This window comes from Achromobacter colocynthidis (assembly GCF_057334535.1).
Genome location: NZ_JBHFIZ010000007.1, coordinates 19,485 through 31,520, shown reverse-complemented (window position 1 = coordinate 31,520; position 12,036 = coordinate 19,485). Strand labels below are relative to the sequence as shown.

The window sequence follows — 12,036 nt, the reverse complement described above, 5'->3', positions numbered from 1 at the left end:
CCCCCCCCCCCCCCCGCGGAACACAACCTTTTGGTCAGGAGATAAACATGAGACACCCTCGCCATGGTTTGTCTTGCGCGGCGCCGCTGTTGGCCGTGGCCTTGGCTGCTGGGCTGGCGTGGAGCAGCGTCGGGTTCGCGCAATCGGCCGGTGGCCCCGCCGGACCGGCCGGTCAGGGCGGCCCGCCGCCTTCCGGCACACCCACACCCAAGGGACCGGCGCCGGACAGCGGGACGCCCGCGCCATCCCGAGGTGATCCCTCAAGGCCACCTCCCACCGTGCCGCAAGCGCCCCAAGGGGAAAAGCCGTCGCAACCGGTGCAGGGCCAGGGCACCGTCAAGGGCTCGTCGGCCAACCCCGCGCCAGACGGCGAAATTCCCGGCGGCAGAGCCGGCTCGGGTGGGCACAAGACCAATAATTTTGGGCGGTAGCGGCGCATGCAGGCACATCCGTAGAGCACATTCCGGGTCACATTCAGGGGCACATGATGCAGAACCGAGACGTGGTGGTCGTGGCGGTATCCACGGGCGGCTTGGCCGCGCTGGAGGTGATGCTGGGCGATCTGGATCCGTCCTTGCCGGCGTCCATATTCGTGGCCATGCATGTGGACGGCTACCGCAGCGTGTTGCCGACCCTGTTGCAACGCCGTACCCGTTGGCGGGTGCAGCATGCGAATGACGGTGAACCCTTTGCTCAGGGTGTCGTCTACGTGGCGCCGCCCGACAGGCACCTGATCCTGCAGCATGACAGCACGGTGTTGACGCGCGGGCCGAAGGAGAACTTTACCCGGCCGGCGGCGGATCCGCTGTTTCGGTCGGCCGCCGTGCATTACGGGCCGCGCGTGGTGGGTATTGTGCTGACCGGCCGACTGGATGACGGCGCGGCCGGACTGAAATCCGTGAAGGCGTGCGGCGGGGTCGCCATCGTGCAAGACCCGGCTGACAGCGTCGCCGAGGACATGCCCGCCAACGCGATCGCGGCGGTACCGTCGGCGCAGGTGTTGCCCTTGCAGCAGATTGGCGAAGCAATGGCGGCGGCGGTGAAGACCACGGTCGGCCCGCGTTCCGCCACGCAGTCCGGTCCGCCGGAGGTCTTGCGCGCAGAATCCCGCATGACGGAAACCGGGCAGTCGTCCGCCTCCGTGCTGGAACGCATCGGGCGCCAGGCAGGGCTGACCTGCCCCGAATGCGGAGGCGCAGTGTGGCGGGTGGATTCGGGCTTGCCGGTGCGCTACCGCTGCCATACCGGACACGCGTTTTCGTCCCAATCCTTGCACGCCGCGCACGCGGAAGCCGTCGACGACGCCTTGTGGTCCGCCGCGCGCCTGCTGCGCGAACGCATCATCCTGGCGGGCGAGGAAACCGCGACCGGTGGCGCGTCACCAGAGGAAACCGGGCGGCGGCGCGCGGCCGTGGGCCAGTGGGAGGCGGCCTATCAGCAACTGCGTGGCCTGGCCGTCTTGACGGACAGCCCCTTGGCGGACACCGATACGGTGTAGCCGGCTGCGGCGGCGGGCATGCGGATTGCGGGCCTTGCCGGCCCATTCCGGGACACGCTTACAAGGAGATCGACCATGACCGCCGTCAACCAAGACATGGAAACCTGCATTGATAGCTGCCTGGCCTGCTATCGCCGTTGCCTGCAGACGGCAGCGAACCACTGCCTGGAGGCGGGGGGTGAGCACGTTGCCCCAGAGCATTTCAAGCTGATGATGGCCTGCGCCGAAATCTGCCGAACGGCGGCGCACACGATGATGATCGGCGTACCGCAGCACACCCGCGTCTGCGGCGCGTGCGCGGAGCTATGCGCGGCCTGCGCGGACAGTTGCGAAGGCATGGACGGCATGGAAGATTGCGCCGCGACATGCCGGCGCTGCGCGGAGAGCTGCCGCAAGATGGCTGCGTAGGTGAGTTGCAGCCCCGTTGCAGCCCCGTTGCAGCCCTTTTCGCCGTCTGCGTGTATGCGCCCGGGGCTCCCCGGGCGTTTCTGTTCGCTGCTTGCCGTGGGCGGGCTATGCCAGCAACTGCGACGCTAACCACAAGGTGAGCAGCAGGCCGCCGGCCACCGCCCAGAAGAGGGCAGCCAACAGCAGGCCCAGCGATAGCCGGGATGAGATTGTCGCGCCGGGCGTCAACGGCAGCCGCGCAGCTTGGGAAGCGGGAGGGGTGGTAAGGGAGGCCATGGCTGATCCTGTATCCGAAGACGTGTGTTGACGGAACCCGCCCACGCCGTGCGGGTGATGCCTGTGGCGGCGCAAGCCGCGGCTTCTTACAGCAAACGCCGTTCCTGAGCGCGCGGCGAGCCTGGTGTGGCCACCCATGCCGAGCATCCCGCCGGCGTGCCGGCGCCGCTGACATACAGCGCGCCGGCGTTGAACAGCGACAACAGCGTGGCGCCTGGCGCGTCCGCCAGCACCCAGACGCCGCCTGATGCGTCGCTCCACATGATCCGGGCTGGCGTTCCGTCCAACGCCGCCAGCAGATGGGCGGCGCTGGCGCCAGGGCGCAGTACCACCACGGACGTGTCCTGCGCCGGTGCCGACAGCGGGTAGATGTTCAGCGCCGCCGCTGTCGTGATGATCACGGCGAGCACGGCGGCAAGCCGGCCGGCGGGCTTCTGCGCACCGAGGCCGGAAGGCCCGCCCGATCCACCACCCGGGCCGCTATCCGAGCCACCGCCCGGGCCATGCCCCGCGCCCCCCGCGCCCGGCGGATCTCGCCGACCCAGCAACAGGCCGGCCGCCAGCGGCAGCACGCCGAACACACCCAGCCAGCCCAACTCCCACGGCAAGGGGTCCGGCACGTCCATGCGCAGCCGGTGCAGGCCGATCAGCCAGTGCGAAAGCACGGCGTCAATGACATGCCACGCGCCGAATCCCACCAGAAAACTCGCCAGCAGCGCCCTGCGCGGCGGCGCCGACGCGCCGCGCGACCGGTACAGGCTCCACAGGCCTGCTGCCGCCACCGCGTACATCAGCGCATGAAACACGCCGTCGGCCACAACCTGCACGCGCAGGTCGGCAAGCGCGGACGACCCTCCGCCCGCACCGAAACCGGAAAGCAGGTGATGCCATTGCAGAATCTGATGCAGCAAAATGCCGTCAAAGAAGCCGCCCATGCCAAAACCCAGCAGCAAGCCCGCCCACGGACGGCGGCGGGGCAAGACGGCGGTCGCGCTCGCGGACGCGGCGGTCATTACGATCTCGGGCCGGCGCGTTTGCGCAACACCGCCGGGGTGTCGTCGGCGGGTGTGAAGACGCCGCCTTCGGTGTCGCGTTCCGGGTTGGGGTTGCCGTCCAACGGCTTAGCCCCGCCCACGCGCGTGGGCGTTGAAGAACTCTTGCCCTCGCGCGTGTCGGCCTGCTTGATGCCGTCCTGTACCTGGTTGGCGATATCCACCTGGTCTTCGGTGGAAGGTTCCACCGCGCCGCTTCCCGCCGTCGCGGGATTGGTGGCGGTGGGGTCCTTGCCCTCTGGCTTCGCTGCTTGATCTGGCTTCATGTCCTGCTCCTGAGATTGAAACGCAATGATCGAGACCGCCTCGTTCGGATATTCCGCGTTGGCCGCCTTGACCGCCGCCTCGCATGAGGGATACGCGCGGTCATCCTGCTGCACGCCCAGCATCGCAATCCGGCGAAAGCTCCACATGCCGTCCGGGCGCTCAAATGCTTCGATGATCATGGTTTGGATTCCTTGGTCGAGGGCGCCGGCCGCGTGTCGTTGGAACCGGGCAGCGTGCCGTCGCGGGCCTCGGCCTCTTCTTGCGCCACGGCGCGATCAAAGCCCGTGCCGTGGCTGTGCGCCGGAGGCGGGTGGTCAACATCAGGCAGCGCCCGGCCGTCTTGGGCCTTGGATGACGGCTGGGGCTTGGAAGCCGGCCGGAGTGCGCCCGCGTTGACATCGGGTTGGCCGGGGATGGACTTGCGCAAATCATGGGTGGGAGATTGCGGCATGAGGAGACTCCTGGCGTGGTGGGCGGCACAGATGCGCCGGGCTTCCAAACCGAGCAACTCACGTTCCCACGCGGCGGCCGCATGGTTCCCGCATCGGCGCCGTGGCATGGCGGTTGCGTAGGCCGTGCCAGCCGGGCCACTACTGGGCCGGCATTACCGGAGATGACCATGTTTGCTCACAACAAACGACTGCAATACACCGTTCGCGTCGCCCAGACCAACCCCGGCCTGGCCAACCTTCTGCTAGAGCAGTTTGGCGGTCCACAAGGAGAATTGGCCGCCGCATGTAGATACTTCACTCAGGCCGTGGCCGAAGACGACCCCGGCCGCAAAGACATGCTGCTGGATATCGCAACCGAAGAGCTGAGCCATCTGGAAGTGATCGGCACGCTGGTCGCCATGCTGAACAAGGGGGCCAAGGGTGCGCTGGCCGAAGCCACGGAGTCCGAAGCCGAGATCTACCGCCGGCTGAACGGGCCGGGCAACGATTCGCACGTGACGCAGGTGCTGTATGGCGGTGGACCCGCGCTAACCAATTCAGGAGGGCAGCTTTGGAACGCGGGCTACATCGACACCATTGGCGACCCTTCCGCCGACCTGCGCTCGAATATCGCCGCCGAGGCGCGGGCCAAGATCATCTATGAACGCTTGATCAACGCCACTGACGACCCGGGGGTCAAAGAAGCACTGGGTTTCTTGATGACGCGCGAAGTGGCCCATCAGCGGTCCTTCGAAAAAGCGCTGTATTCCATGGAGCCTAACTTCCCGCCTGGAAAGCTGCCGGGCGATCCGCGATTTGCCAACGTCTACTTCAATATGTCTCAAGGCGAGGGCGACATGCGCGGATCGTGGAACAGCGACGAAAACTTCACCTACGTAACCGCCCGCGAAGATCAGTGCGCCATCGACGGCGACGGCATGGCAAGCGTGGGCCTGACCGAGCAGGAGACCCTGGCGCTACAGGCCATGGCGTCGCGTACCGCCTCGGACCCATCCGTCGACCCCGCCACGGGTGCGGAATTGGGCCAAGGGCGGTCCCCGACCGACGGTCCCGCCTAGGTGCTGGGCGGCGGCACGGCAGCTCGGGGTCGGGCACGGGGCTTGCTCCTGCGCAAGCACGACATCCGTCCCGGGTTGTCTTCATCCATAAGAGCCAAACCATGCTTCCCATACGCAAAGCGGTATTTCCCGTTGCCGGCCTGGGCACCCGTTTCCTCCCGGCCACGAAGGCCATGCCGAAAGAGATGCTCCCGATCGTGGACCGGCCCTTGATTCAATATGCCGTTGAGGAAGCCGTGGCGGCCGGCATTACGGAACTGATCTTCGTCACCGGGCGCAACAAGCGCGCCATCGAAGACCATTTCGATCGCGTTCCGGAGCTGGAGCGCGACCTGGAATTGAAGAACAAGGGGGCGCTGCTGGACAGCGTGCGCAACGTCATCCCCGACTCGGTGCAATGCGTGTACACCCGCCAGCCTGCCGCGCTGGGCTTGGGACATGCGGTGCTGTGCGCCGCGGCACTCGTTGGCGATGAACCCTTTGCCGTGCTGTTGGCCGACGACATGATCGACGCGGACACGCCTGTGATCGGCGAAATGATGAAGGTGGCGCGTGAGTTCGAAGGCAGCGTGCTGGCCGTGCAGCAAGTGCCGCGCAGCCAGACCAATCAGTACGGCATTGTGTCGGGCAAGCACGTTTCGCAAGGGGTGCTGCGGGTGTCCGGCATGGTTGAAAAGCCGGATCCGGCCGACGCGCCCAGCGACCTGGCCGTCGTCGGGCGCTACATTCTTGAGCCCGAGATTTTCAACGCGCTACAGGCCACGCAGCCCGGCGTGGGTGGCGAAATCCAGTTGACCGACGCAATCGCCGCGCTGTTGGACGGCAGGAAGGTATTCGGCTACGAGTACGACGGCGTGCGCTATGACTGCGGCAGCAAGGAAGGCTTTTACCGCGCCACGATGGAGATCGGGCGCAAGTATCACGGGATGAAGTAGCCCTGGGTCCGACGGCGCGCGTTCGCCGGGATCCGACGGGACCCGTCCGACGACGGGTCCGATTGCTTCAGGCGCTAGTCGCCGCCGCAGCCGTTCGAGCCGTTCGGGGCCGCGGGCGGCTCGCGTTTGTGCGCGGTGGCGTGATATTGGTCCAGCACGGTTTGCATCGCGTCTTCGCGCACCGGACGGCCTTCCAGAAAGTCGTCAATCTCGTCATAGCTGACTCCCAACGCCACCTCGTCAGGCAGGCCGGGGCGTAGCGATTCCAGGTCGGCGGTGGGCGCCTTGGTGATCAGCTTGGCCGGTACGCCCAGCACGACGCCAAGGGCGCGCACCCGGCGCTTGGTCAAGCCGCGTAGCGGCAGCAGGTCGGCCGCGCCGTCACCATGCTTGGTAAAAAATCCCATCAAGGCTTCCGCCGCCTGATCCGTGCCGATGACCAGGCAGTCCATCGCACCCGCAATCGCGTATTGCGTCACCATGCGCTGGCGTGCCTTGATGTTGCCGGCCACGAAGTCTTCCGCTGCCTTGTCGCTGAAGATCAGGCCCGCCGCGGCCAGCGCATCGCGCTGAGCGTCCACTGCGGGCTTGATATCCACTTCCATCACGTGGTCGGCGCGGATGAATTCCAGCGCGCGGGCGGCGTCTTCTTCGTCATGCTGCTGCCCGTAGGGCAGGCGCACCGCCACGAAAAAAGCGCGGTGCCCTTTCAGGCGCAGCCGCTCAGTGGCAAGCTGCGCCATTCTTCCCGCCACCGTTGAATCCACACCGCCGCTGATGCCCAGCACATAGCCTGACTTTCCCGTCCCCGATAAATAGTCTTCCAGAAATTTCACCCGGCATTCAACTTCGAGCGCCGAGTCAAAATCTTGTTGAACGCCTAGATCACACGCAATGGCAGCTTGCCGATCTTGTGTGTTGGTATTCCGAGCCATGATCAGATCTCCCTCCACTGTTCCGAATGCAGCGAAAACAGTCGCCACGCACTTAGAGGCGTGCGTAGCAATTTCCGGGCCTGATCAAGGGCGACCTGATTGACGCCGCGAAAGTCGCGGCGTTTGATGCGGAAGCGTCAGTGGACGACCTGGCTGTCGTCACGCTGCATGGAGGGAGGGTTCGAGCGACCCAGCCAACTTTCCACTTCGGCTTTCCATCCGGCTTCCCAAGCCGCCACCTTGGCGCGCCATTGCGCGATGGGTTCGCCGGTATGGCCTGGCATCTGATGGGCCCGCAGGTAGGGGCAATCGAACAGGCTCCATCCGTTCCGGGCGGCCTGTGCACCTTGATCCTGGATGTCATTATTCATCTCGGACTCCCCCGATTGGTATGAGCAAAAAGTATGAACTCGGTGCCTGCTGCGTGCAATAGTGTGTCAATACTACGGGAGCTAGCGTGGCGGAACCCCCTGGGGCAGAGTCTGGGCACGGCACGTGCTGAACACCCTGCGCCAGGCATCCCCGCCATCGGGCGGATCGGAGCTGATATGAAATCGTCTACCCCCTCGCGGCCAGCCTCGGACGACGCACAGGCCCAGGCCCACGCCGCGCGCAAGTCCACCACCGGGCGCGGCCCGTGGCGCCAGTTCGCCACGTTTATCGCAGTGCTGGTGGCCATTTTGTTCGTCGTGTGGGTGGTAGCCATCTGGCTGCGATAGCGGCCCATTCTTTCTGAGGGTGAGCCGTATGCGAGTCACCAACGAATGGTTGCAGCGATGGCAGACCGCGGGCGGCGGCTATAACCAGAAGCAGTTGGCGTTGCTGGGCGTGGCTTGGCCACCCAAGGCCGACTGGCAACAAGAGCTGTTGTCACGCGAAATACCGGACGATGTGGCGCGGGCCTTCCAGGTGCTGGCCGGCCACCGTCAGGCGGGCTGAGGGCAGTGGGCCGGCCTTTTCTGACCCTCAAGCCTGTTCGCGCAGCCGCCGCACGATGTCCAGCAGGTTGTCCAGCGACACCGGCTTGCTGATGTGCGCGGTGTAGCCGGCCTGTAGCGCCTGGTTCATGTCGTCCTTCGACCCGAAGCCGGTCAGCGCGATGGCGGGCATGGCCAGGTCGGGATACTTTTCGCGCACGGCGCGAATCAGCGCATAGCCATCCATGCCGGGCATGCCGATATCGGACAGCAGCAGATCGAACGCGGAATTATCAAGCGCATCCAGCGCTTCCCGCCCGCTGCCCACCGCGGTGACGCAGGCCTCTTCCATGTCGAGCAGCTCGCGCATGATGTGAAGAATGTCTTCCGAGTCATCGACGATCAGCACCTTCATGCCCTTCAACGGGCTGTCGCCCGGCAGCGGCAACTGCTGTTCCTCCTGCTGCGCGTGCGCCAAGGCCATGCGCACGGTGAAGCGCGCGCCGTGGCCCTGGCCATCGGAATGGGCTTGGATGGTGCCGCCGTGGGCCTTGACCAGTTCGCTTGCAACCGCCAGGCCGATGCCCAGGCCAGGGCTGGCCAGGTTGCGCTGGCGCACGTCCGCCTGGCTGAACATATCGAACACCTTGCCCAGGAACGAGGGGTCGATGCCATGGCCGGTGTCGATCACATCCAGCCGCATGCGCGAGTCTTCCACCGCCAGCTTCAGCGTGACCGAGCCGCCGGGCGGCGTGAACTTGATGCCGTTGTTCAACAGGTTCCAGATGATCTGTTCAACCCGCAGCGGGTCGGCGTTCAGGTGGATGGCCTGGTTGGCGTCAAACTCGCTGTGCAGCGTCAGGCCGGCCGCGCTGGCCACGGGGCGCAGCACGTCAAGAATATTGGTGGTGATGGCGGTGACGTCAAAAATCGACTGGTTCAACGCCAGTTTCCCGGTACGCACGCGCGACAGATCCAACAGGTCGTCGATGATGCGTGCCTGGCCTTTGACGGATCGTTGGATCAGGGCGGCCGAGCGCGCGGCGGCGGGCGAATTGCGCACGGCCGGGGTGCGCGCCAGCAGTTCGGCGTTCAGTTGGATCAGGTTGAGCGGGTGCTTCAGTTCGTGCGACACCATGGCGAAGAACTCGTCTTTCAGCACGTTGTCGGCGCGGGCGCGGTCCAGGCGTGACTCTTGTTCCGCGTCGCGCAGCTTCAGGTCGGTGACGTCGCGCACGATCTTCGCGAACCCGCGTATGGTCGGGTCGTCCATGCGGTTGACGCCGCCCGTGCAGAAGATCAGGCCGCCGTCCTTGCGCCGATGCCAGCGCTCGTCGGGGGCATAGCCGATCTGCCTGGCGCGTTCCAGTTCCAGCTGCGGCCGGCCTGCCTGGATGTCGGCGTCGGTGAAGATGATGGAAAACGACTTGCCGACCGCTTCGGCGCGGGAATAGCCAAACATGGTCTCGGCGCCGATGTTCCAGTTGGTGATCACGCCATCGTGGTCCAGCGTCAGGATGCCGAAGTCGCGCGCGCTTTCGGTCATCAGCTTCAGGTGCGCTTCGCCCAGGCGGACACGGTCTTCCGCCTTGCGCCGGTCGGTGATGTCGATGAAGGTCAGCACCGCGCCTTCGATGCGGTGCTCGGCGCTACGGTAGGGCAGAAGCCGCGCCAGGTACCAGCGGTCGGCATCGCTGCGTACCTCGCGCTCCACGGCGCGCAGCGATTCAAACACGCCGGCCGCGTCGCGCGCCATGTCGGGGTAGTCAAGTCGGTGCGTGATGTCCAGCAAGGACCGGCCCGCGTCGCTGGTAATGACGTTGAACACGTCGGCCGCGCGCGGCGTGAACCATTGGATGTGCATCTTGCGGTCGACAAACAGCGTGGCGATGTCGGTGGACGCAATCAGGTTTTGCAGGTCGTCATTGATCTTGGCCGTTTCGTCCACCTTGGCCTTGAGCTCGGCATTCACGGTGATCAGTTCTTCATTCACCGACTGCAATTCTTCCTTGCCCGTTTCCAGCTCTTCCGTGGCCGAGCGCAGCTCTTCATTGATGGCCTGCAACTCTTCGTTGGACGCCTTCAGTTCTTCGGTGGACGTTTGCGACTGCTCGATGGTCGTTTGCAACTGGTCCTTCGTGCCTTGCAGCTCGGCTTCCAATTGCGTCATTACAGCCGAGGCGCCCACGGTGGGCGCCACGCCTTCGGGGCTCATCACGTCTTCCACTTCGTCGAACAGCACCAACATGTAGTCGTTGGACGTTTCCTCGTGGCGGAACGGCCGCACCACCATGTTGACGTAGGTCTGGCGCTCGCCGATCTTCATCTTCACGCGGCGCGCCTCGACGCTCTTGCGAGTATGCAGCGCCTGGAACATCGCGGTGCGCAATTCCATGCGCAGCTCGGGGTGGACCAGCGACGGCAGGTTGCGCGAGGGTTCGCCGCCCGCGTGGCGCAGGAACCGGCCCGCGCGTTCGGACATGTGCACGATGTCGCTTTCCGCGTCCACGATGACGCTGGGCGGCGCGTACATTTCCAGCGCGCGCTGATGGACCTCGGCGTACGAAATCTTGTTGTGGCGGTTGCGCGCCATAGCGGCCGGGGCGGCGCTGGGACGTTCAAAGGCATGGGCGGCCGGCAACGCGGGCACATTGCGAAGCTGGGTGGGCGTTTCCTTGGCCACATAGATGCGATTGCGCTTGTCCACCACCTGGAACAGGCGCGGGCAGGCATCGGCCGATTCCGAACTGCCCAGGAACAGGTAGCCGCCCGGCTTGAGGGCAAAGTGGAACATCTTCAGCACGTCTTGCTGTACGTCACGATCCAGGTAGATCAACAGGTTGCGGCAACTGACCAGGTCCAGCTTCGAAAAGGGCGGGTCGCGCAAGATGTTGTGGACGGCGAACAGCACGCGCTCGCGCACTTCCTTCTTGATGCGGTATTCGTTGTCTTGCCGCGAGAAATAGCCTTCCAGCAGGGGCTTCGGCACATCGGTTTCGATCGCCGTGGGGTAGCTGCCGGCGCGGCCCACGGCCAGCGCCGCTTCGTCGATATCCGTGGCGAACACCTGGATCTTCTGGTTCACCTTCAGCGCGTCGGCGCGAGCGCTCAGCAGCACGGCCAGCGAATAAGCCTCTTCGCCCGTGGAGCAGCCCGCCACCCAGGCGCGCAGGGGGCTGCCGGGGTTCTTCTGATGCCGCTCGAACAGCTTGCCCAGGGCAAAATTCTCCAGCGACGAGAAGGCGTCCTTGTCGCGAAAGAACTGCGTCACGCCGATCAGCATGTCGGACAGCAGCAGGGGAGTTTCCTCCGCCCGGTCTTGCAGCAGCTGCCAATACGCCCTCAGGGTAGACACGCCCGTCACCTGCATGCGGCGTTCGATGCGCCGCAAGACCGTCGCGGTCTTGTAGTGGCGAAAGTCATGCGCCGTGCGGGCGCGCAGCACGGTGAGGATGTCGCGTAGCGCGATGCGGTCTTCTTTGTCGGGGTCCGCGCCCTGGGTGGATGCACCCGCCGCTTCCGCGTTGTCCTTCGCCAGGCGCGGCACGTGCATCGCCGACATATTGTCGGCAATCTGCTTGAGCCGCTCGGGCATGGCCGCTATCGGCAGGATGATGTCGACCATGCCCGTGGCGATGGCGCTGCGCGGCATGGCGTCGTGCTCGGCGTCTTCGGGCTGCTGGGCGAACGTGACGCCGCCTTGCTCCTTGATGCGCGCCAGCCCCAGCGACCCGTCCGACCCGCCGCCCGTCAGCACGATGCCGACCGCCCGCGTGGTGTGTACATCGGCCAGCGTGCGGAAGAACTCGTCGATGGCAACACGACTGCCCTGCGACGGTTGCGTCGGCTTGACGCTTAAATAGCCGTCATTCATGGCCAGCACCGAGGCGGGCGGAATGACATAAACGTGGTTGCACTGGATGCGCTGCGGGTGCGTTACCTGCACCACCGGCATGCCGGTCGCGGCTTGCAGGATCCTGTCCAGCACGCTTTCGTGGTCGGGCGATAAATGCACGATGACCACGAACGCCATCATCGGGTTGCTGGAGGTATGGGAAAAGAAATCCCGCAACGCTTCGATGCCTCCCGCCGAGGCACCCAGCCCCACAACGGGAAAGTGCAAATCACTGATGGCGACGCCCGGTTTGTTGTCGGGCACGAAGGGAGTGTTGGACATGGGATTTTGAATGCGCGATAGGCTGTTGCCTAGGATGATACAACCGGAAAAAGCGTGCCGG

14 protein-coding genes are annotated in these 12,036 nt (G+C 65.3%); 7 read left to right on the top strand and 7 right to left on the bottom strand.

Annotated elements, in window-relative coordinates:
• The first annotated feature begins 47 nt into the window (after nt 1-47).
• The 3 genes from ACE04A_RS04410 (at nt 48) to ACE04A_RS04400 (ending at nt 1,906) form a co-directional block, all read left to right on the top strand.
• Nucleotides 48-431, top strand: a complete 384-nt coding sequence (locus tag ACE04A_RS04410; RefSeq protein ID WP_448717593.1) for a hypothetical protein — start codon at nt 48-50, stop codon at nt 429-431.
• A 53-nt stretch (nt 432-484) separates the two neighbouring features.
• Nucleotides 485-1,498, top strand: a complete 1,014-nt coding sequence (locus tag ACE04A_RS04405) for a chemotaxis protein CheB (RefSeq protein ID WP_485819888.1) — start codon at nt 485-487, stop codon at nt 1,496-1,498.
• 75 nt (nt 1,499-1,573) lie between these two features.
• Nucleotides 1,574-1,906, top strand: coding sequence for a four-helix bundle copper-binding protein (locus ACE04A_RS04400; protein ID WP_279997457.1), 333 nt, complete (start codon nt 1,574-1,576; stop codon nt 1,904-1,906).
• Between the two features lie 105 nt (nt 1,907-2,011).
• On the opposite strand, the gene ACE04A_RS04395 is transcribed toward ACE04A_RS04400, so the two are convergent.
• The 4 genes from ACE04A_RS04395 to ACE04A_RS04380 all read right to left on the bottom strand — a co-directional run bounded on the left by ACE04A_RS04395 (nt 2,012) and on the right by ACE04A_RS04380 (nt 3,952).
• Nucleotides 2,012-2,182 (bottom strand): hypothetical protein, encoded by a 171-nt coding sequence (locus tag ACE04A_RS04395; RefSeq protein WP_157814483.1) that lies wholly within the window; start codon nt 2,180-2,182, stop codon nt 2,012-2,014.
• A gap of 86 nt (nt 2,183-2,268) precedes the next feature.
• Nucleotides 2,269-3,195, bottom strand: a complete 927-nt coding sequence (locus ACE04A_RS04390; RefSeq protein ID WP_448717590.1) for a DUF2243 domain-containing protein — start codon at nt 3,193-3,195, stop codon at nt 2,269-2,271.
• Complete coding sequence (locus ACE04A_RS04385) at nt 3,195-3,680, bottom strand: hypothetical protein (RefSeq protein ID WP_279997459.1); 486 nt, start codon at nt 3,678-3,680, stop codon at nt 3,195-3,197. The genes ACE04A_RS04390 and ACE04A_RS04385 overlap by 1 nt, the downstream gene beginning before the upstream one ends.
• A complete protein-coding gene (locus ACE04A_RS04380; RefSeq protein ID WP_279997460.1) occupies nt 3,677-3,952 on the bottom strand; it encodes a hypothetical protein in 276 nt (91 codons plus the stop codon). The genes ACE04A_RS04385 and ACE04A_RS04380 overlap by 4 nt, the downstream gene beginning before the upstream one ends.
• Nucleotides 3,953-4,120: 168 nt before the next feature.
• On the opposite strand from ACE04A_RS04380, the gene ACE04A_RS04375 reads away from it, so the two are divergent.
• Nucleotides 4,121-5,011, top strand: a complete 891-nt coding sequence (locus tag ACE04A_RS04375) for a manganese catalase family protein (protein ID WP_448717589.1) — start codon at nt 4,121-4,123, stop codon at nt 5,009-5,011.
• Nucleotides 5,012-5,112: 101 nt separating this feature from the next.
• Entirely contained in the window at nt 5,113-5,946 is an 834-nt protein-coding gene (gene galU / locus ACE04A_RS04370; RefSeq protein ID WP_100856929.1) for a UTP--glucose-1-phosphate uridylyltransferase GalU, read from the top strand.
• A 74-nt stretch (nt 5,947-6,020) separates the two neighbouring features.
• Here galU and nadE read toward each other — a convergent pair whose 3' ends face one another.
• Both nadE and ACE04A_RS04360 read right to left on the bottom strand, forming a co-directional pair.
• Nucleotides 6,021-6,881 (bottom strand): NAD(+) synthase, encoded by an 861-nt coding sequence (gene nadE, locus ACE04A_RS04365; protein ID WP_279997462.1) that lies wholly within the window; start codon nt 6,879-6,881, stop codon nt 6,021-6,023.
• A 137-nt stretch (nt 6,882-7,018) separates the two neighbouring features.
• Nucleotides 7,019-7,252: a CrpP-related protein gene (locus ACE04A_RS04360; RefSeq protein WP_100856927.1), complete on the bottom strand. Its 234-nt coding sequence runs from the start codon at nt 7,250-7,252 to the stop codon at nt 7,019-7,021.
• 177 nt (nt 7,253-7,429) lie between these two features.
• On the opposite strand from ACE04A_RS04360, the gene ACE04A_RS04355 reads away from it, so the two are divergent.
• Together ACE04A_RS04355 and ACE04A_RS04350 are read left to right on the top strand one after the other, a co-directional pair.
• Nucleotides 7,430-7,600, top strand: a complete 171-nt coding sequence (locus ACE04A_RS04355) for a hypothetical protein (RefSeq protein WP_448717588.1) — start codon at nt 7,430-7,432, stop codon at nt 7,598-7,600.
• Nucleotides 7,601-7,628: 28 nt separating this feature from the next.
• Complete coding sequence (locus tag ACE04A_RS04350) at nt 7,629-7,820, top strand: hypothetical protein (protein ID WP_100856926.1); 192 nt, start codon at nt 7,629-7,631, stop codon at nt 7,818-7,820.
• Nucleotides 7,821-7,847: 27 nt separating this feature from the next.
• Here the strand turns inward: ACE04A_RS04350 and ACE04A_RS04345 are convergent, their stop codons facing one another.
• Nucleotides 7,848-11,975 carry a CheR family methyltransferase gene (locus ACE04A_RS04345; RefSeq protein ID WP_485819887.1) on the bottom strand — a complete coding sequence of 1,376 codons (4,128 nt, stop codon included), beginning with the start codon at nt 11,973-11,975 and terminating at the stop codon, nt 7,848-7,850.
• Nucleotides 11,976-12,036: the final 61 nt, after the last annotated feature.

Coding starts and splice junctions, on each gene's coding strand:
- ACE04A_RS04390 (WP_448717590.1), bottom strand. CDS start 3,195: ATGACCGCCGCGTCCGCGAGCGCGACCGCCGTCTTGCCCCGCCGCCGT.
- ACE04A_RS04375 (WP_448717589.1), top strand. CDS start 4,121: ATGTTTGCTCACAACAAACGACTGCAATACACCGTTCGCGTCGCCCAG.
- nadE (WP_279997462.1), bottom strand. CDS start 6,881: ATGGCTCGGAATACCAACACACAAGATCGGCAAGCTGCCATTGCGTGT.
- ACE04A_RS04385 (WP_279997459.1), bottom strand. CDS start 3,680: ATGATCATCGAAGCATTTGAGCGCCCGGACGGCATGTGGAGCTTTCGC.
- ACE04A_RS04360 (WP_100856927.1), bottom strand. CDS start 7,252: ATGAATAATGACATCCAGGATCAAGGTGCACAGGCCGCCCGGAACGGA.
- ACE04A_RS04400 (WP_279997457.1), top strand. CDS start 1,574: ATGACCGCCGTCAACCAAGACATGGAAACCTGCATTGATAGCTGCCTG.
- ACE04A_RS04345 (WP_485819887.1), bottom strand. CDS start 11,975: ATGTCCAACACTCCCTTCGTGCCCGACAACAAACCGGGCGTCGCCATC.
- ACE04A_RS04355 (WP_448717588.1), top strand. CDS start 7,430: ATGAAATCGTCTACCCCCTCGCGGCCAGCCTCGGACGACGCACAGGCC.
- ACE04A_RS04350 (WP_100856926.1), top strand. CDS start 7,629: ATGCGAGTCACCAACGAATGGTTGCAGCGATGGCAGACCGCGGGCGGC.
- ACE04A_RS04380 (WP_279997460.1), bottom strand. CDS start 3,952: ATGCCGCAATCTCCCACCCATGATTTGCGCAAGTCCATCCCCGGCCAA.
- ACE04A_RS04410 (WP_448717593.1), top strand. CDS start 48: ATGAGACACCCTCGCCATGGTTTGTCTTGCGCGGCGCCGCTGTTGGCC.
- ACE04A_RS04395 (WP_157814483.1), bottom strand. CDS start 2,182: ATGGCCTCCCTTACCACCCCTCCCGCTTCCCAAGCTGCGCGGCTGCCG.
- galU (WP_100856929.1), top strand. CDS start 5,113: ATGCTTCCCATACGCAAAGCGGTATTTCCCGTTGCCGGCCTGGGCACC.
- ACE04A_RS04405 (WP_485819888.1), top strand. CDS start 485: ATGATGCAGAACCGAGACGTGGTGGTCGTGGCGGTATCCACGGGCGGC.